Here is a 25114-nt window from a genome sequence, read left to right on the forward strand (position 1 = left end):
CGGCGCTCGAGCGCCGAAGCATCCTCTTATTCTAGCCGACGCCGGCGCGGCCTGTGCCGAGGGGCGTCGGGTGGGTCGGATCAGTGCTGCGCCGAGGCGAGCGCCACGACCTGGGCGGCCGCGTGAGCCACCTCGTCGTTCACGACGCGATAGTCGAACTCGTTCTGCGCGGCGAGTTCGACGCGGGCCGTGCGCAGGCGTCGCGCGCGCTCCTCGGCATCCTCGGTCCCCCGTCCGACCAAGCGCTGGACGAGCTCGTCCCAGCTCGGCGGAAGCAGGAACACCAGGGTCGCCGACGGGTCGGCCGCGCGCACCTGGCGCGCGCCCTGGAGGTCGATCTCGAGCAGTGCCGTGCCGCCCTCGGCGAGCACGCGCTCGATGGGAGCGCGCGGGGTACCGTAGCGGCTCTTGTTGTGCACGACGGCCCACTCCAGCAACTCCCCCGCCGCGACCAGACGGTCGAACTCGGCGTCGTCGACGAAGTAGTAGTGCTCCCCCTCGACCTCGCCGGGGCGGGGCGACCGGGTGGTCGCCGACACCGAGAGGTGGATCTCGGGGTAGTTCTCTTTGATGTGGGCGGCGACCGTCCCCTTGCCGACGGCGGTGGGGCCGGCGAGCACGATGAGGCGACTGCGACCCTCTCGGGGGCCCGGCTCCGGCCAGCGCGAGTCGAGGTACTGCCGCAGTGCGTCGCGCTGCCGCGTGCCGAGACCGCCGAGGCGCTTCACCGGAGAGATCGACAGGGAGGCGAGGATGCGATCGCGCTTGCTCTCGCCGATCGCGGGGATCGCGGTGAGGAACTCGGTCACGCGCATCGCCCCGGCCGCCGACAGCGGGTCGGCGAGGCCGCGGCGCAGCAGTTCCTGCGGCGAGATCACACGGGTCGACACGTCGCGCTTGAGCGCGGCGCGCTCGCGACGGGCCTCGACGGCGCGGCGCGAGGCGGCTGCGCGGTCGACCTCGGGCGGACGGCGGGTTTCAGCCATTCGAAGACTCCCGGTAGAGCGCGGCACGCTCATCGATACGGGCGGCGAGACGGTCGGGTCCGACCGCGAGGATGCTGCGGCTCTCGTTCGCGACGACGGCGGATGCCACATACCCGAACAACCGGCGCAGGTCGGCGGGCGCTGCCCCCTGCGCGCCGAAGCCGGGAGAGAGGATCGGCATGCCCGCCAGAGCCATGTCGCTCAATCCGAACGCCGAGCGGTCGACGGTCGCGCCGACCACGACGCCGATCGGACCCAGCGCCCCGGGGGCGCCGATGTTGGCCTGATTGACGTCGTGCGCCACGCGCGCGGCGACGAACTCGTGGTCGCCCACCGCGAGGGCGTCGTCGACGATCGCGCTCTGCAGAGCCCGAGCTTCGGGGTTGCTCGTCGCGGTCAGCACGAACGCGCCCTTGCCGTGGTGCACGGCCAACGCCAGCGCCTCGCGCAGCGAGTCGGCGCCGAGGTAGGGCGACAGGGTCACGGCATCCGCTTCGAGAGGAGAACCGGGCGCGAGCCAGGCGTGGGCGTAGCCCTCCATGGTCGTGCCGATGTCACCGCGTTTGGCGTCGGCGATCACGAGCAGGCCCGCATCGCGCGCGGCGGCCATCACGTCTTCGAGCGCCGCGAATCCGCGGGAGCCGTAGCGCTCGTAGAACGCGACCTGCGGCTTGACCACGCCGACCCGGCCGCGGGCGGCCTCGACGGTGCGCAGGCCGAACTCCCGCGCGCCCTCGGCCGTGGCATCCAGCCCCCACGCCGACAGCAGTGCGGCGTGGGGGTCGATGCCGACGCACAGAGCGCCGTGCAGGCCGAGGGCGGCGGAGAGCCGCTGACCGAACGTCTCGCTCACAGGCGTCCCGCGCGATCCGAGGCGTGCTCCTGCAGGCTGCGCACCTCGAAGCCGTTCTTCATCGCACCCAGGGCGCTCACCGCGGCGCCGAGAACGGCCATCGTGGTGAACAGGGCTTTGTCGGCGGCCACGGCCGCGGCGCGGATCTCGTAGCCGTCGGCACGGGCCGTGCCGCCCGAGGGGGTGTTGACGATCATGTCGATTTCCCCCGCGTTGATCAGGTCGACCACGTTCTGCTGGTCGGACCCCTGCGTCTCGGAGTACTTCTCGACGACCTTCACCCGGATGCCGTTGCGCGCCAGGATCTCGGCGGTGCCCTCGGTCGCGAGCAACGAGAAGCCGAGCTCCTGCAGGCGGTGGGCCGGCAGGATCACGGCGCGCTTGTCGGCGTCGGCGACCGAGATGAACACGGTTCCCGAGGTCGGCATGCCGCCGTACGCGGCCTCCTGCGACTTCGCGAACGCGGTCGGGAAGTCGCGGTCGATGCCCATGACCTCACCGGTCGAACGCATCTCGGGTCCGAGGACCGAGTCGACCGTGTGCCCGTCGGCGGTGCGGAACCGCTTGAACGGCAGCACGGCCTCCTTGACGGCGACGGGGGCGTCGAGCGGCACGCGCGAGCCGTCCTGCTCGGGCAGCATGCCCTCGGCGATGAGCTCGGCGATCGTGTTCCCGGCCATGATACGGCTGGCGGCCTTGGCGAGAGGGATGCCCAGCGCCTTCGACACGAACGGCACCGTGCGGCTCGCGCGCGGGTTCGCCTCGATGACGTAGAGGACTCCCGCCGAGATCGCGAACTGCACGTTCAGCAGGCCGCGCACGCCCACGCCCTTCGCGATGGCGAGGGTCGCTTCGCGGACGCGGTCGACCTCGGTGCGACCGAGCGACACGGGCGGGAGGGTGCACGAGGAGTCACCGGAGTGGATGCCGGCTTCCTCGAGGTGCTCCATGACGCCGCCGATGTACAGGTCGGTGCCGTCGAACAGCGCATCGACGTCGAGCTCGATCGCGTCGTCGAGGAAGCGGTCGACGAGCAGCGGGAGGCCGGGTCCGATGATCGCCTGGTCGGCGACGCGCACGAAGTAATCGCGCAGTGCCTCGGTCGAGTAGACGATCTCCATGCCGCGCCCGCCGAGCACGAAGCTCGGACGCACCAGCACGGGGTAGCCGATCTCCTCGGCCACGGTCACGGCGCCCTCGACGTCGATCGCGGTGCCGTTGCGGGGCGCCACGAGACCGGCGTCGTCGAGCAGGCGCGAGAACAGCTCGCGCTCCTCAGCGAGGTCGATCGCCTCGGGGCTGGTGCCGAGAATCGTGTAGCCCGCGGCCTCGATCCCCTTGGCCAGGCCCAGCGGCGTCTGGCCGCCGAGCTGGCAGACGACACCGAGGATGGTGCCCGACTGGCTCTCGGCGTGCAGCACCTCGAGCACGTCCTCGAGCGTCAGCGGCTCGAAGTACAGGCGGTCGGAGGTGTCGTAGTCGGTCGACACGGTCTCGGGGTTGCAGTTGACCATGACGGTCTCGTAACCGGCGTCCGACAGGGCGAACGAGGCGTGCACGCACGAGTAGTCGAACTCGACGCCCTGACCGATGCGGTTGGGGCCCGAGCCGATGATGACGACCTTCGTGCGGTCGGAGGGGGTGACCTCGGTCTCGGCGTCGTACGAGGAGTAGTGGTACGGCGTGAGGGCCGGGAACTCGCCCGCGCAGGTGTCGACCGTCTTGTAGACCGGGCGCACGTCGAGCGCGTAGCGGCTCTCGCGCACCTCGGTCTCGTCGAGCCCGCGGATCTGCGCGATCTGGGCGTCGCTGAAACCGTGCTCCTTCGCGACGCGGAGGGTGTCGGCATCCAGGCTCTCGGCTGCGCCGATGAACTCCGCGACCTCGTTGATGAGCACCATCTGGTCGATGAACCAGGGGTCGATCGCCGTGGCGTCGAACGCCTGCTCGGGCGTCGCGCCCTTGCGCAGCGCCTGCTGCAGCACGACGATGCGGCCGTCGGTCGGAGTCTTCGCGATCTCGAGCAGTTCGTCGACCGAACGCGACTCCTCGCCCCAGTGGAAGCTCGACCCGCGCTTCTCGAGCGAGCGCAGCGCCTTCTGCAGGGCCGTGGTGTAGTTGCGGCCGATCGCCATCGCCTCACCGACCGACTTCATGGTGGTGGTCAGCGTGGTGTCGGCGGCCGGGAACTTCTCGAAGTTGAAGCGCGGCACCTTGACCACGACGTAGTCGAGCGTGGGCTCGAAGCTCGCCGGGGTCACCTTGGTGATGTCGTTCGGGATCTCGTCGAGGCGGTAGCCGATCGCGAGCTTCGCGGCGATCTTGGCGATCGGGAAGCCGGTGGCCTTCGACGCCAGCGCCGACGAGCGCGAGACGCGCGGGTTCATCTCGATGACGATGATGCGGCCCGTCTTCGGGTCGACGGCGAACTGGATGTTGCAGCCACCGGTGTCCACGCCCACCGCGCGGATGATGTCGATGCCGATGTCGCGCAGCTTCTGGTACTCGCGGTCGGTCAGGGTCAGCGCGGGCGCCACCGTGATCGAGTCGCCGGTGTGCACGCCGACCGGGTCGACGTTCTCGATCGAGCAGACGACCACCGTGTTGTCGGCGGTGTCGCGCATGAGCTCGAGCTCGTACTCCTTCCACCCGAGGATCGACTCCTCGAGCAGCACCTCGTTGGTGGGCGAGTCGTGCAGGCCCGCGCCGCCGATGCGGCGCAGGTCGGCCTCGTCGTACGCGAAGCCCGAGCCGAGGCCGCCCATGGTGAACGACGGGCGCACGACCAGCGGGTAGCCGAGCTTCTCGGCGCCGGCGAGCAGCTCGTCCATCGAGTGGCAGATGACGGATGCCGCGACGTCGGCGCCCGCCTCGAGCACGAGCTCCTTGAAGATCTGGCGATCCTCGCCGCGGTTGATCGCGTCGAAGTCGGCGCCGATGAGCTCGACGTCGTACTTCTCGAGGATGCCGCGCTTGTGCAGCTGGATCGCCGCGTTCAGAGCGGTCTGTCCGCCGAGCGTGGGGAGAACGGCATCCGGCTTCTCTTTGGCGATGATCGACTCGATGACCTCGGGGGTGATCGGCTCGATGTAGGTCGCGTCGGCGAAGTCGGGGTCGGTCATGATCGTCGCCGGGTTGGAGTTGACGAGGATGACGCGCACGCCCTCTTCGCGCAGCACGCGGCACGCCTGGGTGCCGGAGTAGTCGAACTCGCAGGCCTGACCGATGACGATCGGGCCGGAGCCGATGACGAGGACGGAGTGGATGTCGTCGCGCTTAGGCATTGGTCTTGGTCTCCTGGGTCGCGATCACCATGTCGCGGAAGCGGTCGAACAGGTAGTTGGCGTCGTGCGGGCCGGCGGCGGCCTCGGGGTGGTACTGCACGCTGAACGCCGGAATGTCGAGGGCGCGCAGGCCCTCGACCACGTTGTCGTTCAGGCCGATGTGGCTGACCTCGACGCGGCCGAAGCCGGCGGGGCTGTCGACGATCTGATCGAGGGGCGCCTCGACCGCGAAGCCGTGGTTCTGCGAGGTGATCTCGACGCGACCGGTGGTCTTGTCGAGCACGGGCTGGTTGATGCCGCGGTGACCGAAGGGCAGCTTGTAGGTGCCGAAGCCGAGGGCGCGACCCAGCAGCTGGTTGCCGAAGCAGATGCCGAAGAAGGGCAGCCCGTCGCCGAGCACGGCGCGCAGCAGTTCGACGTGCTGATCGGATGCCGCGGGGTCGCCGGGGCCGTTCGAGTAGAACGCCGCGACCGGCTCGATCGCGCGGATCTCGTCGATCGTCGCGGACTGCGGGAACACGTGCACGTCGAAACCGCGCGCGGCGAGGTTGTCGATCGTGGACTGCTTCACGCCCAGGTCGAGCACGGCGAGGTTGCCGATACGCTCCGCGGTCGCGGGGGTCACCTCGACCTCGCTGACCGACACCTCGGCGGAGAGGTTGCGACCCGCCATGCCCGGGGCCTCGCGCACGCGGCGCAGCTGCTCGTCGGCGTCGAGGTTCGCGGCCTCGCCCGAGAAGACGCCGCCGCGCATGCTGCCCTCGGAGCGGATGCGGCGGGTGACGGCCCGGGTGTCGATGCCGGAGATGCCGACGATGCCGTCTTCGACGAGCGCGTCGTCGAGCGAGCGGTTCGCGCGCCAGTTCGACACCATGCGCGAGGGGTCGCGCACGACGTAGCCGGCGACCCAGATGCGACGCGACTCGGGGTCTTCGTCGTTCACGCCGGTGTTGCCGATGTGGGGCGCGGTCTGCAGGACGATCTGGCCCGCGTACGAGGGGTCGGTGATCGTCTCCTGGTAACCGGTCATGCCGGTGGCGAAGACGACCTCGCCGAGGGTCTCGCCGCGAGCGCCGTAGGCGCGGCCGGTGTAGCGGGTGCCGTCTTCGAGCACGAGGACGGCCGGGTCGCGCGAGAGGCGCGAGGAAGGGATCAGGGCGGTCATGCGTCGCTTCCTGTCGAGGTGAGGGGGCGGATGGCGTCGGCCAGTGCTTTGGCCGAGGCCTCCTGAGGACGGAGGTAGGTGTCGACGATCGTGTCGTCGTCGATGCGCCAGCTGACGCGCGTCAGGCCGTCGCGCTCGACCACGCGGTCGATGGCGACCGTGGCTTGAGCTGCGTCGACGAGGCGGTCGCGGGTGAGCGCGATGCGGGGCTGGCCCTGCAGGTCGAGGGCGACGCCGGCCGAGGTGACCGTGACGTCGACGCGGGAGCGGAAGCCGAGACCCTTGATGGCGAGACGTTCGAGCGGCTCGTCGTGTCGGGTCGTGGCGACGTAGAGCCCCGAGAACACCGCCGTTTCGACGGCGTCTGCGGGCAGCTCCCCCACCGGAGCCGTGTAGCGCGCATCGCGCCGCGTTCGTCGCACCCAGGCCCACGCGAGCACGGCCAGCAGCACGAGGGCCACGCCGATCATCACGACGAGGGCGCCCTCGCGGCTCATGCGAGCACCCCGGGAGCGTCGAGCACGGCACCGTCGACGACGGTCGGGACGCCGGCGCGCACGGTCCAGCGCACCTCGCCGGGCAGCTCGCGGCCGAGGTAGGGCGAGTTGGTGCTGCGACCGCGCAGGTCGTCGAGGCCGAACATGCGGGAGGGGCGCGGGTCGTAGAGCGTGAAGGTCGCCGGCTGCCCCGCGGCCACGGGGGTGCCGTGTCCGTCGAGGCGTCCGATGCGGGCGGGGTTCGCCGACATCACGCGGGCGACGTCGGCCCAGTCGAGCAGGCCGGTCTCGACCATGGCGTGGTGCACGACGCGCAGCGCGCTCTCGAGGCCCACCATGCCGTTCGCCGCGGCCGCCCACTCGCAGGCCTTCGCCTCCGTGGGGTGCGGGGCGTGGTCGGTGGCGACGATGTCGATCGTGCCGTCGGCCAGACCCTCGCGCACGGCCATCACGTCTTCTTCGCGGCGCAGCGGCGGGTTGACCTTGAACCGTGCGTCGTAGTCGCGCACGAGTTCATCGGTCAGCAGGAGGTGGTGCGGGGTGACCTCGGCGGTGACGTTGACGCCGCGCTTCTTGGCCCAGCGGATGATGTCGACCGAGCCCGCGGTGCTCAGGTGGCACACGTGCAGGCGCGAGCCGACGTGCTCGGCCAGCAGCACGTCGCGCGCGATGATCGACTCCTCGGCGACGGCCGGCCAGCCGGTGAGGCCCAATTCGGCCGAGACGGCGCCCTCGTTCATCTGCGCGCCCTCGGTGAGGCGCGGGTCCTGCGCGTGCTGCGCGATGACGCCGTCGAACGCCTTCACGTACTCCAACGCTCGCCGCATGATCAGCGGGTCGAAGACGCAGAAGCCGTCGTCGCTGAACACGCGGACGCGGGCGCGGGAGTCGGCCATCGCGCCGAGTTCGGCGAGGCGCTCGCCCTTCTGCCCCACGGTCACGGCGCCGATCGGCTGCACGTGCACGTAGCCGGCGGCCTCGCCCAGGGCGAGCTCTTGCTCGACCACGCCCGCCGTGTCGGCGACCGGAGAGGTGTTCGGCATGGCGAAGACGGTGGTGAATCCACCGGCGGCGGCGGCCCGCGAACCGGTGAGGATCGTCTCGGATGCCTCATACCCGGGCTCGCGCAGGTGCACGTGCAGGTCGACGAGGCCCGGCAGGGCGACGAGACCCTCGGCGTCCACGACCGTCGCACCCGCGTGCGAGAGACCGGAGCCGGTTTCGGCGATGATCCCGTCGCGGACGAGGAGGTCCGTGGCATCCCGGCCCTCGATGCGCGCGCCGCGCACCAGAAGGGTCTGAGCGGGGGCGTGGCTCATCGGAGGTCCTCTTTCTCGGTGTGGGGCCGTTCACCCGCCAGGAGCAGGTACAGAACGGCCATCCGCACGGAGACACCGTTCGTGACCTGCTCGAGCACCGTCGAGCGAGGCGAATCGGCGGCTTCGGCGGAGATCTCCAGACCCCGGTTCATGGGGCCGGGGTGCAGGACAATGCTACCGTCCGGCAGAGCCTGCAAACGCCGCGCGTCCAGGCCGTAGCGGCGGGAATATTCCCGTTCAGTCGGGAAATACGCCGCGGACATCCGCTCGAGCTGGATGCGCAGCATCATCAGCGCGTCAGGACCGGCCGCGATCGCGTGGTCGAGGTCGAAGTCGATCTCGACGGGCCAACGGCTGACGTCCTGCGGCACCAGCGTCGGCGGAGCCACCAGCGTCACATGCGCGCCGAGGGTGTGCAGCAGCCACACGTTCGAGCGCGCGACGCGCGAGTGCAGCACGTCACCGACGATCGTGACCCGGATGCCGTCGAGGTCGCGGCCGCGGCTGTCGTCGCCGAACAGGCGCTTGCGGATCGTGAAGGCGTCGAGCAGGGCCTGCGTCGGGTGCTCGTGGGTGCCGTCGCCCGCATTCACCACGCCGGCGCTGATCCAGCCGGAGGTCGCCAGGGTCCGCGGGGCGCCGGACGCGCCGTGGCGGATGACCACGGCATCCGCCCCCATCGCCTGGAGCGTCTGCGCCGTGTCCTGCAGAGACTCGCCCTTGCTGACGCTCGAGCCCTTCGCCGAGAAGTTGATGACATCGGCGGAGAGGCGCTTGGCGGCGGCCTCGAAAGAGATGCGCGTGCGGGTGGAGTCCTCGAAGAAAAGGTTGACCACGGTCTTGCCCCGCAGCGTGGGGAGCTTCTTGACCTCGCGGCGCTGCGTGTCGGCCATGTCTTCGGCGACGTCGAGGATCTCGAGCGCGTCGGCGCGCGAGAGGTGCTGGGTGTCGAGAAGGTGCCTCATGACTCGATCGTCACCTCCTCGATGCCGTCGATCTCGGCGAGGCGCACGTTGACGCGCTCGTCGCGGGCGCTCGGCAGGTTCTTGCCCACGAAGTCGGGGCGGATCGGCAGCTCGCGGTGGCCGCGGTCGATCAGCGTCGCCAGGCGCACGGCGGCGGGGCGACCGATGTCCTGCAGCGCGTCGAGGGCGGCGCGGATGCTGCGACCCGAGAACAGCACGTCGTCGATGAGCACGACGACCTTGCCGTCGATGCCGCCGGCGGGGATCTCGGTGCGGCGCGGTGCCCGCGTGGGATTGCGGTGCAGATCGTCGCGGTACATCGTCACGTCGAGCGAGCCGACCGGCACGGCTGCGCCGCCGAAGTCGCTGACGAGGGGGCCGATCCTGTTCGCGAGCGTGACGCCGCGGGTCGGGATGCCGAGGAGGACGAGTCCTTCCGGTCCCTTGTTGGACTCCAGGATCTCGTGCGAGATGCGCGTCAAAGCGCGGGCGATATCGGCATCGTGCATGACGGTGCGCGTATTCATCCGCCGCTCCCTTCTCCGCCTCACGGGACGGGGTTAAAGGTTGCTGTGGTTCGACTTCCAGTCTAGCTGCCGGAGCGGGCCTTCGCGTGGCGCGCGGACGGTGCGGTGCCGCCGAGCCCGACAGCACACGTGCGGATCGAGGTCGTACGTCCCGGCCTGCACGCCGCATGTCGCCTCGCGCGGTTCGGGTGCTCTCGTGCGCGTGAGGGCCGCCGCCGCCGGAGGTCGCGAGAACTCACGTCGGTGGTGTCAGCCCGCAGCGACCTCGGCGGCGGCGCGCTCTCCGCTCGGGGTGGTGCGCACGCGGGACGAGCGGATCGGGTGACCGGTCGTCGTCAGGCACCGGCCCGAGGCGAGGTCCCACTTCCAGTCGTGCAGCGAACAGGTCAGCACGCCGTCCTCGATCTTTCCGGTCTTCGTCAGGTCGGCACGGAGGTGCGGGCACCGACGCTGAACGGTCCAGCCGTCGATCTCGGCATCCTCGGTCTGGTCAGACTGCTCGGCGTACCAGTTCTCGACGTACTCGATGCGGTCGCGCGACAGGCACTTCAGGAACGTCGTCAGGAACTCGTTGAATTTGCCCGAACGACCCACCTCGAACTGCATCGACAGGAAGATCGAGTTCGACCAGTCGATCTCGTGATCGCGGATGTTCGTCGACACGAGATCGGCGGGGATCGTGTACCAGTAGATGCACTCCTCGCCGGCGTACTCGCGCAGCTTCGCCTTCGGAAAATCCACGACCATGTCGAGCTCTCCGATGCGGAACCGCACCATGCCGCCCACGCCGTTGCGGATCGTGCGGGCGCGACGCAGCAGCGGCTCCCACCACTCCTTCAGAGCAGCGAGCATCTCGGCCGGCGGGATGACTTCGGCACGCGTCGCCTCTTCGGCCTGGACCTCGGCCTGGCGGCTGTCGCGCTGCTCGGCCAGGTAGTTCCACTTGTCGCCGAAGACGCGTTCGATCTCGGCATCCGTGTACAGGGTCTGGGTGACCGTGACATCCGACCCCTGCACCTCGACCTCGGTGCCCGGAAGGAACAGGTACCCCTTCTGGTCGGGACGCTGCTCCTTCATGTGGGCGAGGAACTCGCGCTGGTCGGTGAAGATCGAGTCGTCGTCCATGCCGGTGCCGTTGTAACGGAACAGCTCCTCGCGCAGGAACATCGGCGGACCCGCCATCGGGAACACGTGCTCGGCGTCGACCTTGTCGATGTAGTACATCGCGCGCTTGTTCTGCGCGTCGCGCTTGAGCTTGGCGAAGTTCTGCTTCGCGTCCTGCGGCAGGTCGTAGACCATCGGCCACCAGATCGCTCCCGACACCTGGGTGAAGTACGCGTCGGGCTTGCCGAAGTCGAACAGCTTCTCGAGATCGAGCGGGTGCGAGTCGTTCTGGTTCAGGATCGAGGCGGTCCCGTCGTCGAGCGAGAGCGACGAGTCGCCGATCGGTCCGTCGGAGGGCGCGCGCAGCGGCGTCACCATGAGCTTCAGCTCGCCGAACTGCAGGGGAACGCCCGCTTCGGTGCGAACGAGATTGGTGTAGCCGAGCGCGATGAGGTCCTGCTCGAGGTCATCGGTGGGGTACTCGGGGAGCAGCACCTTGATGTCCTTCGACACGTACCGCTCGAGCATCGCCGGATCGAAGTGATCGCGGTGGCGGTGCGAGATGTACAGGAAGTCCGCCGCGCCGAAGCGCTCCCAGTCCAGGGCGCGGTTGTCGGGGAACGGGAACCACGAGCCGAAGAAGCTCGGACCGATGACGGGGTCGCAGATGATGCTGCCGCCGCGCGTCTCGATGAACATTCCCGCGTGGCCGAGGCCGGTGATCTTCATGTCGCTCCTGTGTCGTTGGCGAACCACACGAGTCTACGCGGGGGCGACTGCGAGAGCCCGGGGAGTGCAGGGGTGTCGAGATGTCGTCGTCAAGCCGCCCTCGTCCATATCGTCGCGGAGTACCGTGCCCGACGAACCGACGAACCCTGTACCGCGCTCTCGCTCGCAACCTGAAGGACCGCCTCGACATCGGCGGGGAGGACCTCGTCGTGAGCATCACCGAGAACGGCGACGCCGACTGGTCGTTCGGTCACGGCACCGCGCAGTTCCTGACGGGCGAGCTCGGCTGAGATCCCGGATGCCGCTTCCCGCGCATCCCGCGACACCTCGCCCGACCGCGGAGCGCGCCATGATCGGACGCCGGCACCCCGGTCACGGCCCGAGCAAGCCCCGGATGTCGTCCGCGTCGAGGGCTGCGGCGAACGCGTCGTCATCATCGATCACCGCGTCGAACAGAGCCGCCTTGCGGTGCTGCAGCGCTCGCACCTTCTCTTCGACCGTTCCCGCGGCGATGAGGCGGTACACGAACACGCTCTTGGTCTGACCGATGCGGTGCACGCGATCGATCGCCTGATTCTCGGCGGCGGGATTCCACCACGGATCGAGCAGGAACACGTACTCGGCCTCGGTGAGGGTCAGACCGAAACCGCCGGCTTTGAGGCTGATGAGGAACACGGGAGCATCCCCCTTGCGGAACCCGTCGATCACCTCGCCTCGGCGAGCCGTTGACCCGTCGAGGTGCGCGTACGCGAGACCCGCGGCATCCAGTCGCTCCGCAGCCAGATCGAGGAACGACGTGAACTGACTGAACACCAGCGCACGGTGCCCCTCGGCCGCCACCTCCACGAGACGGTCGAGCAGCACGTCGAGCTTCGCCGAGCCCAGATGCGCGTCGCGGTCGTCGACGAGACCCGGGGCCAGGGCCAGCATTCGCAGCAGGGTCAGCGAGCGGAAGACGATGAAGCGCTGCCGATCGAGATCGTCGAGCAACCCGAGCACCTTCTGCCGCTCACGCTGCAGCACACGGTCGTACAGCTCCTGGTGCGCGGGACCGAGGGGAACCGCGATCTCCTGCTCCTGCTTGGGAGGCAGATCGGATGCCACGACGTCCTTCGTGCGACGCAGCAGGAACGGCCGCACCCGACGGCGCAGACGATCGAGCGTCTTCTCGCGGTGCGCGCTCGCCGCGGCCGCCGACAGTGCGGTGGGGGCATCGGACGGCAGTTGCTCGATCGCCCGGGTGTAGTCCTCGCGGAACTGCCGGATCGAGGGGAAGAGCCCCGGAGCGGTGAGCGAGAGCAGCGCCCACAGGTCGTCGAGACCGTTCTCGATCGGCGTCCCGGTCGCGGCGAACACCGCGTCGGTCTGCAACGCCGCGATCGCGCGATGGATACGCGTCGCGGGGTTCTTCACGAACTGCGCCTCATCGAGCACGACGCCCGCCCAGTGCGGTTCGGCGAACTCCGCGGCATCCGCCCGCACGACCCCGTAGGGGGCCACCACGATGTCGACGCCCCCCGCGATGTCGGTGATCGCGGACTGTCGGCGAACGGCCGTCGCCTCGACCATCGCGACCCGCAGGTCGGGTGCGAAGCGCGCCACCTCGTCTCGCCACGTCGGCAGGACCGAGGTGGGCGCGACGACGAGCCAGGGGCGCCGCTCCCCCGCGGCCTTCGCATGGGCGATCAGGGCCAGAAATTGCAGGGTCTTGCCGAGACCCATGTCGTCGGCGAGGATCCCGCCGAGCCGGTGCCGGTGCAGCAGCGCGAGCCACGACAGACCCTCGCGCTGGTACGGGCGCAACTCGGCGCGGAACCCGGATGGGGTCGGCACCTCGGGCACCTCGGCGACTGCCCGCAACGCGCGCGCCAGGCCGCGCCACTCGACGGCTGCCTCGGACTGGTCGGCGAGGTCTTCGAACTCCGCCCACAGGGCGAGGTGCGTGCGCGGAAGCCGCGGACCGGTTTCCCACTCGTCGAGCGCCGCCGCCTCTTCAAGCAGGTCGCGAAGCCGCTGCAGGGCCGGATGCGCGAGCGAGAACCATGCGCCGTCCGAGAGCTTGATGCGCGTGCGCCCCCGCGACAGCGCCGAGAACAGCGTTCCGAACGGGATCGTGCGCCCCTCGATCGTCACGACGATGCCGAGGTCGAACCAGTCGCGATCGAGCGACTCGACCGCCGTGATCCGCAGCGACGGGTCACCCCTCAGCTCGCGGAACGTCGGCGCCGTGCCGGTCGTGCGCACCCGCACCTCGTCGAGCACGTCGATCGCGGGGAGCACCCGGGTCGCGAACACGGCGGCATCCGCGTCGTGCAGGTTCGCGCGGGGCGCCACGGGGAGATCGGATGCCGCCATCCACGCCGTCTCGAACCGCTCGCCGATCTGCGCCTCGGCGCGGAGGTCGCGCTCGGCGTCGTCGGTCGCGTCGTACGCGACGCGACGAGCACCCGGGTACACCCACTCGAGTCGATAGGCGACGTCGTCATCGGCGTAGGCCACCGCGACCTCGAGCGTCGGGCGATCGGGCGGCGGGGCCGGGACCCCTGCTCCGACCGACAGCGGCGCGCGCCGTGCGAGTCGCGGGTACACCTCGGCGACGAACTCGTCGGCCTCCGTGCGCGGCACATCGACGCCCGCGGTGCCGAGGAGCGTCGGGAGGGGTGCGGGCAACGCCACGGGCGCGAGAACGATCGGCACGGGGTCGCGGTCGAGTTCGAACACGAACAGTCCCGACTCGCCGATCGCGCGCGCTCGCGTCGCGTCGACGGTGTCGCCTTCGAGCGTGAGGTCGGCCGAGATGCGCAACGCTCCCCCACCCACGGCGTCGAGCGCGACCCGTGCGGTCGCTTCGCCCGCGAGACGCACGCTCTGCTGGGGGTTCATCGACACGATCGGGATGCCGAGCTCCGCCGCCGCGTCCAGGTGCGGCCACAGCAGGGGCGAGGACACGGCGTCGAGGGCCACCGTGTCGCCGGCTGGGGCGAAGGGTCCCGTGGTCCGGAACGCTTGGGCGAGGGCGAACAGTTCGGCGAACCACTGCACGTGCGCCGGGTCGAACCGCCCCGCCGATCGTCGTACGGTCTCCCACGTGGCATCCGCCCGGATCCAGGCGTCGCGCGCCCCGCGAACGAGCGGACGGGCAGCGAGCTGCAGGTCGTCCTGCCGCTGTGCGAGCAGACGCGGCGTCACGGGAACGACCGCGCGGGCTTCCCACCGTGCGGGGTCGTACGCCTCGCGCTGGCGCAGCTCGATGCCCAGCGCGAGCGCCGCGTGCGGCTCGGCGCCGCTCGCGGGGATCAGCTCACGCCACGACGTCACGCCGCGATCCTTCCGCGGACCTCCGACATCGACGCCCGCCCGCGCGGCGCGCAGCGGCCCCCGCCACACGCAGAAACGGTCTTGACGCGCGTGAACGCGAGTTTTTCGCTGTCTTCGGCGCCGACAGCGTCCACAGGCGAAGAATCGCGACGGAGCCGAACTCTGCGACCCACCGCCAGTCCGCCGATCCGCACGTGCGCGGCATCCGCCCCGCTCGGGAAACGACGCGACGCGACCGCCGACCGAGGGTCGGGGCCGCGTCGAGACACGTCGATAGGGCTCAGGACGAGCGCGCGATCCGCGCCAGCACGCCGTGCACGAACGAGCCGGAGTCGTCGGTCGAGAACTCCTTCGCGAGCTCCACCGCTTCGTCGATCGCGACGGCGGTGGGGACCTCGTCGTTGTAGAGGATTTCCCACGTGCCCATGCGCAGCAGCGCACGGTCGACGGCGGGCATGCGCTGCAGCGACCAGTCTTTCGCGAACGTGGTGATCTGCTCGTCGATCGCGTCGCGGTTGTCGATCACTCCGTCGACGATGTCGCGGGCGTAGAGCCACGAGGCCTCGCGGGCGGGCTCGGAGGCGGCGCGCTTCGCTTCGGTGGCGAGCATGATCGCGAGCTCTTCGCCGCGGACGTCTGCCTGGAAGAGGATGTCGAGGGCGCGCTTGCGCGCTTTGGTACGGGCGCTCAAGGTCAGCTGATGCGGCCGAGGTACTCGCCGGTGCGAGTGTCGACCTTGATCTTCGTGCCGGTCTCGAGGAACAGGGGAACCTGCATCTCGTAGCCGGTCTCAACGGTGGCGGGCTTGGTGCCGGCCGACGAACGGTCGCCCTGCAGGCCGGGCTCGGTGTACGTCACCTCGAGGATGACGGACGGCGGCATCTCGACGTAGAGGGGGTTGCCGTTGTTGAGGGCGATCTGCACCTGCTGGTTCTCGAGCAGGAAGTTCGCGGCGTCGCCGACGGTGGCCGCGCCGACCGTGATCTGGTCGTAGTCGGCGACGTCCATGAACACGAAGCCGTCGCCGTCGTTGTACAGGTAGGTGAAGTCGCGGCGATCGACGTTCTCGGTCTCGATCTTGGCGCCGGCGTTGAAGGTCTTGTCGACGACCTTGCCGCTCATGACGTTCTTCAGCTTCGTGCGGACGAACGCGCCGCCCTTTCCGGGCTTGACGTGCTGGAACTCCACGACGCTCCAGAGCTGACCGTCGATGTTCAGGACGACGCCGTTCTTGATGTCTGCGGTGGATGCCATGAGTGCCGATATTCCGTTTCGTGAGTCGAAGTGGGCGAGAGCCCGACGTCAGAGTCTACGCGATCCCCGCCGTCAGCCGTCTGCGAGACCCGAGATCACCTCGACGAGGAGGTCGACGGCGCGCGCGTAGCCGGGTACTCCCTCGCCGATGACGTGCACCGCGGCGACGTCGTGGATGTACGAGAAATGTCGGAAGCTCTCGCGCTCGAGGATGTTCGAGATGTGCACTTCGGCGACGGGAAGGTCGACGGATGCCAGGGCGTCGCGCAACGACACGGAGGTGTGCGTCAGCCCTCCGGCGTTGATGACGATCCCGGCGCAGTCGAGCCGCGCGGTGTGGATCTCGTCGATCAGCACGCCCTCGTGGTTGCTCTGGACGGCGCGCACCTCGAGGCCGTGACGAGCCGCTGTCTCGCTCGTCACGCGCTCGACGTCGGCGAGGGTGTCGCGACCGTAGATCTCGGGCTGCCGGGTGCCGAGCAGGTTGAGGTTCGGACCGTTGACGAGCAGCAGGCGGCGGGGCGTGGTCATGCTCGGCACGCTATCAGCGCCGACCCTGCGCGCTCAGGCGGACCGGGGCCGTCCCCGCGCCGTATCCGGCGTAGTCGTTCACGCGCTGGACGAACTCGAGGAACACTTCGCCGATCGTGCGCGTGTAGAAGTGCAGGTATTCGCCCGCGGCGTCGCGGTCGTAGCCGAGATGCAGCTCGCGCAGCTCGTCGACCGCGGCATCCGTCATCTCGAACCGTGCGGCGAGGTCGTCGTAGTAGTTGCGGGGTATCGCGAGGGGGACGAAACCCCGCGCCCGTGCGGCGCGCGCCAGGGCGCGCACGTCGGTGCAGGCGAAGGCGACGTGCTGCGGCAGGGCGGCGCCGGCGCGCTCGCCCGCGAGGATCGGCGGTGCGACGTTGAGGGGCAGTCGCACTCCGCCGCCGGGGGCGCCGAGCACGCGGCTGGCGACGAGGCCCTGCGGCCCGGGCACCTCGGTGCTGCTGTCGACGCGCAGGGCGAACCCGGCGGTGTAGAAGAGGGTGGCTTCTTCGATCGCCTGCCAGGGCTGCGAGAGGCTCACGTGGTCGACGCCGATCACCTCGCTCGGGCGTTCGGGTTCGCCGTGCTCGAACTCCGCGACCCACGCCGGTTCGCCCTCGTCGGCGGCCTGGGCCCAGTACACCTCGGTGCCGTCGGGAGCAACGGCGCCGTCGAGTCGCTCCTCGCTCGCGTAAGTGCGGCGCCAGGCGCGCGGCACGCGGAGCTCGTCCATGCGCAGGTCGACCGCTTCGGCGTCGTCGACCTCGAGACCGATCGCCGCGAGTCGCGGCTCCCATCCCCGCGCGTGCTGTTCGTTCAGCACGACGCGCGCGTTCCCGGCGGTCCAGAGGATCACGGGCTTCGTACGGTGGCGCCCGCGAGAGGTGAAGCCGAGCTGCCCTAGGAGCTCCTCGACCGCGGAGGTGTCCTCCGCCTTGATCTCGACGAAGTCCACCCCCGAGGGGGCCGCGGAGTCGGGAAGCATGCGCAGCGCGGCCGGCGCCGTCGGTCGGGCGCGCGCCACCGCGTCTTCGAGCCAGCGCAGCGACCGCCGCGCGTGGCGGGCCGTGCGCAGCGCGTCGGTCTGTCGGAAGGTGTCGTTGAACACCTCGAGCGACCACGGGCCCGAGTACCCGGCATCCACGATCCTCGCCGTGAAGTCCACGAGGTCGAAGTCTCCTTCGCCGGGGAAGAGGCGGTGGTGGCGACTCCACGAGAGCACGTCCATGCTCAGGCGTGGGGCGTCGGCGAGTTGGACGAAGAAGATCTTCTCGGCGGGGATCCGGGAGATGTCGGCCGGGTCGTGCCCGCGAGAGAGGATGTGGAACGAATCGAGGCAGACCCCCACCGCGGGGTGAGCGGCGAGCTCGACGATGTGCCAGGCGCGGCGGTAGTCGTCGACGAAACGGCCCCACGCGAGGGCTTCGAAGGCGATCCGGATGCCGTGCCTCTGTGCGAGGTCTCCGAGCCGGCGCAACTGCCCGGCCGACACCTCGTCGTCGTCGATCGTCGCGGTCGCGACGTTGCTGCAGCACAGCACGAGGTCGATGCCGAGGCGGTTCATGAGACGGAACTTGGCCTCGGCGCGGCGGAGAACGGCGGAGAACGCAACCTCGTCGACGCCCTCCACGTCGCGCATCGGTTGGTAGAGGTCGAGGGTGAGGTGCAGGCGGGCCGCGAGCGCGGCGATCTCCTCGGGGCTCTCGGGGGCCGCCAGCAGGTCGGGTTCGAAGATCTCGACGCCGTCGAAACCGGCGTCGGCGCACGCGTGGAGTTTGTCGGCCAGGGTGCCGCTGATGCAGACGGTCGCCATCGAGGTCCTCATGGCGGCCGAATGTACCAGTTAGTACAAACGGGGTCCACTCCCCCGTCCAGTAGGTTGAAGCCATGGCCGAGGCACGTCGAGACGCCGAACGCACGCGTTCCGAACTGCTCGCGGTGGCGACGGAGGTGTTCGCCGAAGACGGCTTCTCGGGCGCCCGCGTCGACGAGATCGCCGCCCGCACGCGCACCACGAAGCGGATGATCTACTACTACTTCGGTAGCAAAGAGGGGCTCTACCGGGCCGTCCTCGAAGAGGCGTACCGCGGGATCCGCGAGGCCGAGCGCTCGATCGACGTCGATCACGCCGACCCGGTCGACGCGATCCGCGCCCTCGCGGAGCTGACCTACGACCACCACGTCGGGCACGACGCTTTCATTCGTCTCGTGGCGATCGAAAACATCCACCGCGGCACCTTCATCCGCCAGATCGAGGGACTGCGCACCCTGTCGCAACCGGCCAAGGGTCTGCTCGACGAGATCCTCGAGCGCGGCCGCGCCGACGGCATCTTCCGCGCCGACGTCGACGCGATCGACGTGCACCTCGTGATCAGCTCCTACTGCGTGTTCCAGGTCGCGAACCGGTACACCTTCGGGCACCTGTTCGACGTCGACCTCTCCTCCCCCGACCGCCGCCCGCACCTGCGCGCGGTGATCGGCGACGTGGTCGTCGGCTGGCTCACGGCTCCCGCGCGCTGATCGCACGGAGGGGGCATGTCGGTCCCCGGACCCTTCGGCACCCTCAGGGATCTCGCGACACGGGTGGCTGAGCCCGTCGAAGCCACCGGATACCCGCGCGGCGCCCCGGGTCCACAGCGTGCGGAATCTTGTCGTTGACACCACCGCGCGATCGTGGTTTCCTCTGAACGTACCGGTTAGTACATAAGCCGGTGTCGCGGAGACGAAGGAGTACCGTGATCGACTCGCACCCCTATCTCGTGGGCCTCATCGGCACGGGCGTGCTCCCGTCGCTGACGCCGCACATGCACATGGCCGAGGCCCGCGCGCTCGGGCTCACCTACGTCTACCGCCCGCTCGATCTGACCGCTCTCGGCATCGATCCCGACCGCATCGGCGACGTGCTCGCCTGGGCCGAACGTCTCGGCTACGACGCCGTCAACGTCACCCACCCCTGCAAGCAGAGCGTGCTCGCCCGCCTCGACCGCATCGATCCGGTCGCCGCGGCCCTCGGCGCGGTCAACACCGTGCTCTTCACCCCCACCGGGCGCGTCGGACACAACACCGACACGACCGGTTTCGCCGCCGCGTTCACCGATGGGCTTCCGGATGCCGAGACCCGGCACGTCGTCCAGCTCGGCGCCGGCGGGGCGGGGTCGGCCGTCGCCGACGCGCTGCTGCGCCTGGGCACCGCCCGGCTGAGCATCGTCGATCTCGACCCGTCGCGAGCGCGGGGCCTCGCGGACGACCTCGCCGCACGGCATCCGCTCGCCCTCGTCGACACCGCCTCCCCCACCGACCTGCCCGCCGTGCTCGCCGACGCCGACGGCCTCGTGCACTGCACCCCCGTCGGCATGGCCCAGCACCCGGGACTCCCCCTCGACGCCGACCTGCTGCGGCCCGAGCTGTGGGTCGCCGACATCGTCTACCGGCCCCTCGACACCGAACTCCTCGTCACCGCGCGCGAGCGCGGATGCCGCACCCTCAGCGGCGGACGCATGGCGGTCCACCAGGCCGTCGACGCCTTCGCCCTCATCACCGGGACGCGACCCGATCCCGACCGCATGACCGCCCATTTCCTCGACCTCGTCACCCCCGGCCCGACCGCCGACCTCCCCGTCGGCCCGGCCCTCTCCCGCTAAGGAGCACTCGTCCATGACCACCACCGCAACGACGCGGAAGACTCCCGTGAAGGCGGCCACCGCCAGCTTCATGGGAAGCGCCGTGGAGTACTACGACTTCTTCCTGTTCGGCTCGGCCGCCGCCCTCATCTTCCCGACCGTGTTCTTCCCGTCGGGTGACCAGGCGGCCCTCGTGATGTCGTTCGCGACCTTCGGGTTCGCGTACATCGCGCGTCCCTTCGGCGCGGTCATCCTGGGCCACTTCGGTGACCGCATCGGTCGACAGAAGGTGCTGATGTTCACCCTGCTGCTGATGGGGCTCTCGACCTTCGTCATCGGCTGCCTCCCCGGTTTCGCGCAGATCGGCTGGTTCGCTCCGGCCCTGCTCGTGCTGTGCCGCCTCGCGCAGGGGCTCTCGGCCGCCGGCGAGCAGGCGGGCGCGTCGTCGCTCACCCTCGAGCACGCCCCCGACTCGCGCCGCTCGTTCTTCACGTCGTGGACGCTCACCGGCACCCAGGGCGGGCAGATCCTCGCGGCCCTCATCTTCATCCCGGTCGTCGCCCTCCCCGATGAGATCAAGTTCTCGTGGGGCTGGCGCGTGCCGTTCTGGCTGAGCGCGGTCGTCGTGGTCGTGGCGTTCTTCATCCGCCGGAGCCTGCACGAGACGCCCGAGTTCGAGCAGGCCAAAGCCGACGGCCAGATCGCCCGCATGCCGCTCGTGCCGCTTCTGAAGAACCACTGGCGCGACGTGCTGCGCGTGATCTGCTGCGCGTTCATCGCCGCCGTGTCGACCGTGTTCGGCACGCTCGCCATCGCGTACGGCAAGGAGCAGGGACTCGATGCCAGCGTCACCCTGTGGCTCGTCGTCGTGGCCAACGTCGTCGCCCTGCTCACCCAGCCCCTGTTCGGCAAGCTCGCCGACCGGATCGGCCGCAAGCCCGTCTTCATCTACGGGGCGTTGTCGTCGGCGGTGTTCATGCCGTTCTACATGCTGTCGATGGGGGCGGGGAACACGCTCGTCACCTTCGGTCTCGCGATCCTCACCTTCTCGTGCGGGTACGCCGCGGCCAACGCCGTGTGGCCGTCGTTCTACGGCGAGATGTTCAGCGTTCGCGTGCGTTTCTCGGGCATGGCGATCGGCACGCAGCTCGGCTTTCTCATGGCCGGGTTCGCGCCGAGCATCGTCGCAGCGCTCGGCGGAGGGTCCGCCGGCGGCTGGGTCGTGATCAGCGTCTTCACCGCGGTCATCGCGGTGATCGCCTCGGTGAGCGCGCTCACCGCTCGCGAGACGAAGGACGTGCCCACCGACCAGCTGGGTCTCGCGGCCGAGCGTCGCGTCCCGGCCACGGTCTGACCTGTCACGCAGAGGCCCCGTCTTCTTCGGGAGGCGGGGCTTCCGCGTGCGCGGGGCTTTCGTGTCCGCGGGGTGCGGCCTCGCACGAGAGAGGACGAGGGGCGGATGCCGTCGGCTGTACGCGTCAGAGCCTGCGCAGAGACCTGCCCATCGCGAGCTCGGCGCCGATGGGGCCGGTGAAGGTCTCGCCCGTCGCGACGAACCCGGCGCGACGATAGACGGCCTGGGCGCGGTGGTTGTCGACGTGCACGTCGAGCGACAGCGTCTCGAAGCCCTGCTCGGCCGTCCACCGCGCGGCGGCGTCGAGCAGAGCGTCGATCGCGCCGCTGCCCCGCGCTTCGGGCGCGACGTAGACGCCCACGACGTCGGCGCGGCCGTGGGGCAGCCTCCGCCCGGTGTGGTCGATCTCGCCCGCGCGACGCACGAGCACGGTCACCGACCCGACCCACGTGTCGCCGTCTTCGGCCACGAACATCGCCGTCGAGCCGCCGGAGGCTCCGCCGGCGGCTCGTTCGTCCCAGAACGCGGGCTCGCGCTCGAGCTCCTGCTCGCGGGTGGTGAGGAAAGCGATGGATGCCACCGGGTCGCTCACCGCGCGCAGCCGCAGTTCGCACACGCGTGCGCCTTCGCCCGCGCGCACCCGGCGCACGCCGATCGTCACTCCCGCACCCCGCCCGTGGGTGCAGGGCGCGGGGCGCGTCCCGCCCGGGTCCGGTTGCGGCTGACGAACGGGGCGTTGTCGACGGGTGTCCCCCGTCGGGCGGTGCTCACGCACCGACCTCCTGGTACGCCGCGAACAGCAGCGACTCGTCGGGCGCCTGCAGCACCGTCGGGCGGGCGAGGTCGTCGAGCACGATGAACCGCAGCATGCTGCCGCGGCTCTTCTTGTCGCGCTGCATGGTCGCCTTGAGCGTCTGGAACGCGCCGGCGCGGTAGGTCGTGGGGAGCCCCAGCGACTCGAGCACCGTGCGGTGGCGCTGAGCGACGTCGTCGGACAGGCGGCCCGCGAGGCGCGACAGCTCGGCCGCGAACACCATGCCGACCGAGATCGCCGCGCCGTGGCGCCAGCGGTAGCGCTCGGCGTGCTCGATCGCGTGGCCGAGCGTGTGGCCGTAGTTCAGCACCTCGCGCAGCCCGGCCTCGCGCAGGTCCTCGCCGACGACGCGCGCCTTCATGTCGATCGCGAGCTCGACGCAGCGGCGGAAGCCCTCTCCGCGCGGATCGACGATCCCCTCAGGGTCGGCCTCGATGAGGTCGAGGATCTCGGGATGCCAGATGAAGCCCGCCTTGACCACCTCGGCGAACCCGGCGGTCGCCTCGTTCTTCGACAGCGTGTCGAGCAGGTCCAGGTCGCACACCACGGCGACCGGGGGCCAGAACGCGCCGACGAGGTTCTTGCCCTCGGCGGTGTTGATGCCGGTCTTTCCGCCCACCGCGGCATCCACCATTCCGAGCACGGTCGTCGGAACCTGCACGAGCGCGACGCCGCGCAACCAGGTCGCCGCGACGAAGCCCGCGAGGTCGGTAACCGCTCCCCCGCCGAAACCGACGACGACGTCGGTGCGGGTGAAGTCGGCCTGTCCCATGACCTGCCAGCAGAAGGCCGCGACCTCGACGCGTTTTCCGGCCTCGGCGTCGGGGATCTCGGCGAGCAGCACCTGCCGGTCGCCCATCAGCTGCGACCGCAGCTCCTCGGCTTGCTTCGCGAGCGTCGGCGGGTGCACGACGAGCACCTTCTGCGCCCCCGCGGGGAGCGTCTCGCCGAGCGAGGCGAGCAGGCCCCGACCGATCGTGATGTCGTAGCCGGGGTCGCCGGCGACGCTGATGGTGGTGGTGTCGGTCATGCCGTCTCTCCGGCCGGCACACGGCGTGCCCAGGCCACGATGTCGTCCACGACCCGCGAGAGCGGGCCGGACGAGGTGTCGAATGCGATGTCGGCCGTCTGCTCGTAGACGGGTCGTCGCTCGTCGAAGATGCGCTGCCAGCGTGCGACGGGGTCTTCTCCGCCGAGCAACGGCCGCTCGTCGCCGTGGATCCGGGATGCCACGACATGCGGCGCCACCGTCAGCAGCACGACGTGATGCGCGCGCAGGCGTTCGCGCGTCAGCGGGTCGAGCACTGCTCCCCCGCCGAGCGCCACGACACCGCCGCGGGCCAGGGCCTCGACGACCGCGTCGCGCTCCAGGGCGCGGAAGTGCGGTTCGCCGTGGGCGACGAACAGTGCCGGGATCGGACCGTGGTCGCGCACGACGAGCTTGTCGGTGTCGGTGAACGGCGTTCCGAGCGCGCGCGCCACGCGACGGCCCACGCTCGTCTTTCCCGCCCCCATCGGCCCGATGAGTACGACGGCGGGACCCGCGGACGCGGTCTCGGAAGCGGCGTCAGGCGAGGTCATGCGCGAGGAGCGCCGCGTCGGACGCGTCGGTCGTGCGCAGCGTCTCGGGCAGATTCGCGAGGTAGGTCTCGACGTTGCGGCGGGTCTCGACGATGTTGTCGCCGCCGAACTTCTCGAGGACGGCGTCGGCGAGGGTGATCGCGACCATGGCCTCGGCGACGACGCCGGCGGCGGGGACCGCGCAGACGTCGGAGCGCTGGTGGTGCGCGGCAGCGGTGTCGCCCGTGGCGACGTCGACCGTGCGCAGGGCCTTCGGGATCGTCGCGATCGGCTTCATGCCGGCGCGCACGCGCAGCACGGTGCCGGTCGACATGCCGCCCTCGGTGCCGCCCGCGCGATCGGAGGACCGGGTGATCCCGTCGCCGGTCGCGAAGAGCTCGTCGTGCGCCTGCGATCCACGGCGGGTCGTGGTGAGGAAGCCGTCGCCGACCTCGACGCCCTTGATCGCCTGGATGCTCATGAGGGCCTGAGCGAGCTTGGCGTCCAGTCGACGATCCCACTGCACGTGGGAGCCCAGTCCGGGCGGGAGGCCGTAGGCGAGGACCTCGACGACGCCGCCGAGCGTGTCGCCGGCCTTCTTCGCGTCGTCGACCTCGGCGACCATCGCGGCGCTCGTCTCGGCGTGGAAGCAACGCAGCGGATCGGCGTCGAGACGGTCGACGTCGTCGGGCGTCGGGAACTCCGCGTCGTCGGGGACGCGCACGGGACCGATTGAGAGCGTGTGGCTGACCAGCCGGATGCCGAGTTCGTTCAGGAACGACCGCGCGACGGCGCCGAGGGCGACGCGTGCGGCGGTCTCGCGGGCCGAGGCCCGCTCGAGGATCGGTCGGGCCTCGTCGAAGCCGTACTTCTGCATGCCGACGAGGTCGGCGTGTCCGGGACGCGGGCGCGTGAGAGCGGCCCCGCGGCCGCGCGAGCGGTCGGAGAGTTCGACGGGCTCGGGGCTCATGACCTCGGTCCACTTGGGCCACTCGGTGTTGCCGATGCGCAGCGCGATGGGGCTGCCGATGGTGAAGCCGTGCACGATGCCGGTCGACAGCGACAGCTCGTCCTCTTCGAACTTCATGCGCGAGCCCCGGCCGTAGCCGAGGCGACGACGCGCGAGTTCGGCGCGGATCTGGGCCGAAGAGATGGGGACGCCTGCCGGCATCCCTTCCATGAGGGCGATCAGCTCGGGGCCGTGGGACTCGCCGGCGGTGAGAACGCGAAGCAT

At 70.3% G+C, this 25114-nt stretch carries 22 protein-coding genes; 4 read left to right on the forward strand and 18 right to left on the reverse strand.

Annotation, left to right across the window (positions count from 1 at the left end; all coding sequences use genetic code 11):
• Window positions 1-80: 80 nt before the first annotated feature.
• From gmk to BLS25_RS07120, 9 genes are all read right to left on the reverse strand, one after another.
• Window positions 81-986: a guanylate kinase gene (gmk, locus tag BLS25_RS07080; protein ID WP_056231782.1), complete on the reverse strand. Its 906-nt coding sequence runs from the start codon at window positions 984-986 to the stop codon at window positions 81-83.
• Window positions 979-1839: an orotidine-5'-phosphate decarboxylase gene (pyrF, locus tag BLS25_RS07085; protein ID WP_074694930.1), complete on the reverse strand. Its 861-nt coding sequence runs from the start codon at window positions 1837-1839 to the stop codon at window positions 979-981. The genes gmk and pyrF overlap by 8 nt, the downstream gene beginning before the upstream one ends.
• Window positions 1836-5123, reverse strand: coding sequence for a carbamoyl-phosphate synthase large subunit (gene carB / locus BLS25_RS07090; RefSeq protein ID WP_074694931.1), 3288 nt, complete (start codon window positions 5121-5123; stop codon window positions 1836-1838). The genes pyrF and carB overlap by 4 nt, the downstream gene beginning before the upstream one ends.
• Entirely contained in the window at window positions 5116-6288 is a 1173-nt protein-coding gene (gene carA / locus BLS25_RS07095; RefSeq protein WP_056231771.1) for a glutamine-hydrolyzing carbamoyl-phosphate synthase small subunit, read from the reverse strand. Before carA ends, carB begins: the two co-directional genes overlap by 8 nt.
• Window positions 6285-6785, reverse strand: coding sequence for a PH-like domain-containing protein (locus tag BLS25_RS07100; RefSeq protein WP_056231769.1), 501 nt, complete (start codon window positions 6783-6785; stop codon window positions 6285-6287). The genes carA and BLS25_RS07100 overlap by 4 nt, the downstream gene beginning before the upstream one ends.
• Window positions 6782-8104: a dihydroorotase gene (locus BLS25_RS07105; RefSeq protein ID WP_056231766.1), complete on the reverse strand. Its 1323-nt coding sequence runs from the start codon at window positions 8102-8104 to the stop codon at window positions 6782-6784. Before BLS25_RS07105 ends, BLS25_RS07100 begins: the two co-directional genes overlap by 4 nt.
• Window positions 8101-9069, reverse strand: a complete 969-nt coding sequence (locus BLS25_RS07110; protein ID WP_056231763.1) for an aspartate carbamoyltransferase catalytic subunit — start codon at window positions 9067-9069, stop codon at window positions 8101-8103. The genes BLS25_RS07105 and BLS25_RS07110 overlap by 4 nt, the downstream gene beginning before the upstream one ends.
• Window positions 9066-9596, reverse strand: a complete 531-nt coding sequence (gene pyrR / locus BLS25_RS07115; RefSeq protein ID WP_056231760.1) for a bifunctional pyr operon transcriptional regulator/uracil phosphoribosyltransferase PyrR — start codon at window positions 9594-9596, stop codon at window positions 9066-9068. The genes BLS25_RS07110 and pyrR overlap by 4 nt, the downstream gene beginning before the upstream one ends.
• 249 nt (window positions 9597-9845) lie before the next feature.
• Window positions 9846-11429, reverse strand: coding sequence for a Rieske 2Fe-2S domain-containing protein (locus BLS25_RS07120; protein WP_056231758.1), 1584 nt, complete (start codon window positions 11427-11429; stop codon window positions 9846-9848).
• Window positions 11430-11509: 80 nt separating this feature from the next.
• Between BLS25_RS07120 and BLS25_RS17050 the strand changes: the two genes are divergently transcribed.
• Complete coding sequence (locus tag BLS25_RS17050) at window positions 11510-11719, forward strand: tautomerase family protein (protein ID WP_056231754.1); 210 nt, start codon at window positions 11510-11512, stop codon at window positions 11717-11719.
• A gap of 82 nt (window positions 11720-11801) precedes the next feature.
• On the opposite strand, the gene BLS25_RS07130 is transcribed toward BLS25_RS17050, so the two are convergent.
• From BLS25_RS07130 to BLS25_RS07150, 5 genes are all read right to left on the reverse strand, one after another.
• Window positions 11802-14747 carry a DEAD/DEAH box helicase gene (locus BLS25_RS07130; protein ID WP_074694932.1) on the reverse strand — a complete coding sequence of 982 codons (2946 nt, stop codon included), beginning with the start codon at window positions 14745-14747 and terminating at the stop codon, window positions 11802-11804.
• A 280-nt stretch (window positions 14748-15027) separates the two neighbouring features.
• Complete coding sequence (gene nusB, locus BLS25_RS07135) at window positions 15028-15438, reverse strand: transcription antitermination factor NusB (protein WP_056231746.1); 411 nt, start codon at window positions 15436-15438, stop codon at window positions 15028-15030.
• A 2-nt stretch (window positions 15439-15440) separates the two neighbouring features.
• A complete protein-coding gene (efp, locus tag BLS25_RS07140) occupies window positions 15441-16001 on the reverse strand; it encodes an elongation factor P (RefSeq protein ID WP_056231743.1) in 561 nt (186 codons plus the stop codon).
• Window positions 16002-16073: 72 nt separating this feature from the next.
• Window positions 16074-16532 (reverse strand): type II 3-dehydroquinate dehydratase, encoded by a 459-nt coding sequence (locus BLS25_RS07145; protein WP_074694933.1) that lies wholly within the window; start codon window positions 16530-16532, stop codon window positions 16074-16076.
• A gap of 13 nt (window positions 16533-16545) precedes the next feature.
• Window positions 16546-18357, reverse strand: coding sequence for a sugar phosphate isomerase/epimerase and 4-hydroxyphenylpyruvate domain-containing protein (locus tag BLS25_RS07150; protein WP_074694934.1), 1812 nt, complete (start codon window positions 18355-18357; stop codon window positions 16546-16548).
• 62 nt (window positions 18358-18419) lie between these two features.
• Between BLS25_RS07150 and BLS25_RS07155 the strand changes: the two genes are divergently transcribed.
• The 3 genes from BLS25_RS07155 (at window position 18420) to BLS25_RS07165 (ending at window position 21506) form a co-directional block, all read left to right on the forward strand.
• Window positions 18420-19052 (forward strand): TetR/AcrR family transcriptional regulator, encoded by a 633-nt coding sequence (locus BLS25_RS07155; RefSeq protein WP_056231733.1) that lies wholly within the window; start codon window positions 18420-18422, stop codon window positions 19050-19052.
• Window positions 19053-19267: 215 nt separating this feature from the next.
• Window positions 19268-20173 carry a shikimate dehydrogenase gene (locus BLS25_RS07160; RefSeq protein WP_074694935.1) on the forward strand — a complete coding sequence of 302 codons (906 nt, stop codon included), beginning with the start codon at window positions 19268-19270 and terminating at the stop codon, window positions 20171-20173.
• A 13-nt stretch (window positions 20174-20186) separates the two neighbouring features.
• Window positions 20187-21506, forward strand: a complete 1320-nt coding sequence (locus tag BLS25_RS07165; protein ID WP_056231723.1) for an MFS transporter — start codon at window positions 20187-20189, stop codon at window positions 21504-21506.
• Between the two features lie 124 nt (window positions 21507-21630).
• On the opposite strand, the gene BLS25_RS07170 is transcribed toward BLS25_RS07165, so the two are convergent.
• From BLS25_RS07170 to aroC, 4 genes are all read right to left on the reverse strand, one after another.
• The gene (locus BLS25_RS07170) at window positions 21631-22122 is read right to left on the reverse strand and encodes a GNAT family N-acetyltransferase (protein ID WP_256335553.1); all 492 of its coding nucleotides are present in this window, start codon (window positions 22120-22122) and stop codon (window positions 21631-21633) included.
• 151 nt (window positions 22123-22273) lie between these two features.
• Complete coding sequence (gene aroB / locus BLS25_RS07175; protein WP_056231713.1) at window positions 22274-23350, reverse strand: 3-dehydroquinate synthase; 1077 nt, start codon at window positions 23348-23350, stop codon at window positions 22274-22276.
• Window positions 23347-23901, reverse strand: coding sequence for a shikimate kinase (locus BLS25_RS07180; protein WP_056231708.1), 555 nt, complete (start codon window positions 23899-23901; stop codon window positions 23347-23349). The genes aroB and BLS25_RS07180 overlap by 4 nt, the downstream gene beginning before the upstream one ends.
• Complete coding sequence (aroC, locus tag BLS25_RS07185; protein ID WP_056231703.1) at window positions 23888-25114, reverse strand: chorismate synthase; 1227 nt, start codon at window positions 25112-25114, stop codon at window positions 23888-23890. Before aroC ends, BLS25_RS07180 begins: the two co-directional genes overlap by 14 nt.

Origin of the sequence: Microbacterium testaceum StLB037 (assembly GCF_900104345.1) — a bacterium.
Classification (GTDB): Bacteria; Actinomycetota; Actinomycetes; order Actinomycetales; family Microbacteriaceae; genus Microbacterium; species Microbacterium testaceum_A.

Coding starts and splice junctions, on each gene's coding strand:
- carA (WP_056231771.1), bottom strand. CDS start 6,288: ATGACCGCCCTGATCCCTTCCTCGCGCCTCTCGCGCGACCCGGCCGTC.
- carB (WP_074694931.1), bottom strand. CDS start 5,123: ATGCCTAAGCGCGACGACATCCACTCCGTCCTCGTCATCGGCTCCGGC.
- aroC (WP_056231703.1), bottom strand. CDS start 25,114: ATGCTTCGCGTTCTCACCGCCGGCGAGTCCCACGGCCCCGAGCTGATC.
- BLS25_RS07100 (WP_056231769.1), bottom strand. CDS start 6,785: ATGAGCCGCGAGGGCGCCCTCGTCGTGATGATCGGCGTGGCCCTCGTG.
- efp (WP_056231743.1), bottom strand. CDS start 16,001: ATGGCATCCACCGCAGACATCAAGAACGGCGTCGTCCTGAACATCGAC.
- BLS25_RS07145 (WP_074694933.1), bottom strand. CDS start 16,532: ATGACCACGCCCCGCCGCCTGCTGCTCGTCAACGGTCCGAACCTCAAC.
- BLS25_RS07105 (WP_056231766.1), bottom strand. CDS start 8,104: ATGAGCCACGCCCCCGCTCAGACCCTTCTGGTGCGCGGCGCGCGCATC.
- BLS25_RS07180 (WP_056231708.1), bottom strand. CDS start 23,901: ATGACCTCGCCTGACGCCGCTTCCGAGACCGCGTCCGCGGGTCCCGCC.
- BLS25_RS07110 (WP_056231763.1), bottom strand. CDS start 9,069: ATGAGGCACCTTCTCGACACCCAGCACCTCTCGCGCGCCGACGCGCTC.
- BLS25_RS07165 (WP_056231723.1), top strand. CDS start 20,187: ATGACCACCACCGCAACGACGCGGAAGACTCCCGTGAAGGCGGCCACC.
- aroB (WP_056231713.1), bottom strand. CDS start 23,350: ATGACCGACACCACCACCATCAGCGTCGCCGGCGACCCCGGCTACGAC.
- gmk (WP_056231782.1), bottom strand. CDS start 986: ATGGCTGAAACCCGCCGTCCGCCCGAGGTCGACCGCGCAGCCGCCTCG.
- BLS25_RS07120 (WP_056231758.1), bottom strand. CDS start 11,429: ATGAAGATCACCGGCCTCGGCCACGCGGGAATGTTCATCGAGACGCGC.
- BLS25_RS17050 (WP_056231754.1), top strand. CDS start 11,510: ATGTCGTCGTCAAGCCGCCCTCGTCCATATCGTCGCGGAGTACCGTGC.
- BLS25_RS07150 (WP_074694934.1), bottom strand. CDS start 18,357: ATGAGGACCTCGATGGCGACCGTCTGCATCAGCGGCACCCTGGCCGAC.
- BLS25_RS07155 (WP_056231733.1), top strand. CDS start 18,420: ATGGCCGAGGCACGTCGAGACGCCGAACGCACGCGTTCCGAACTGCTC.
- pyrR (WP_056231760.1), bottom strand. CDS start 9,596: ATGAATACGCGCACCGTCATGCACGATGCCGATATCGCCCGCGCTTTG.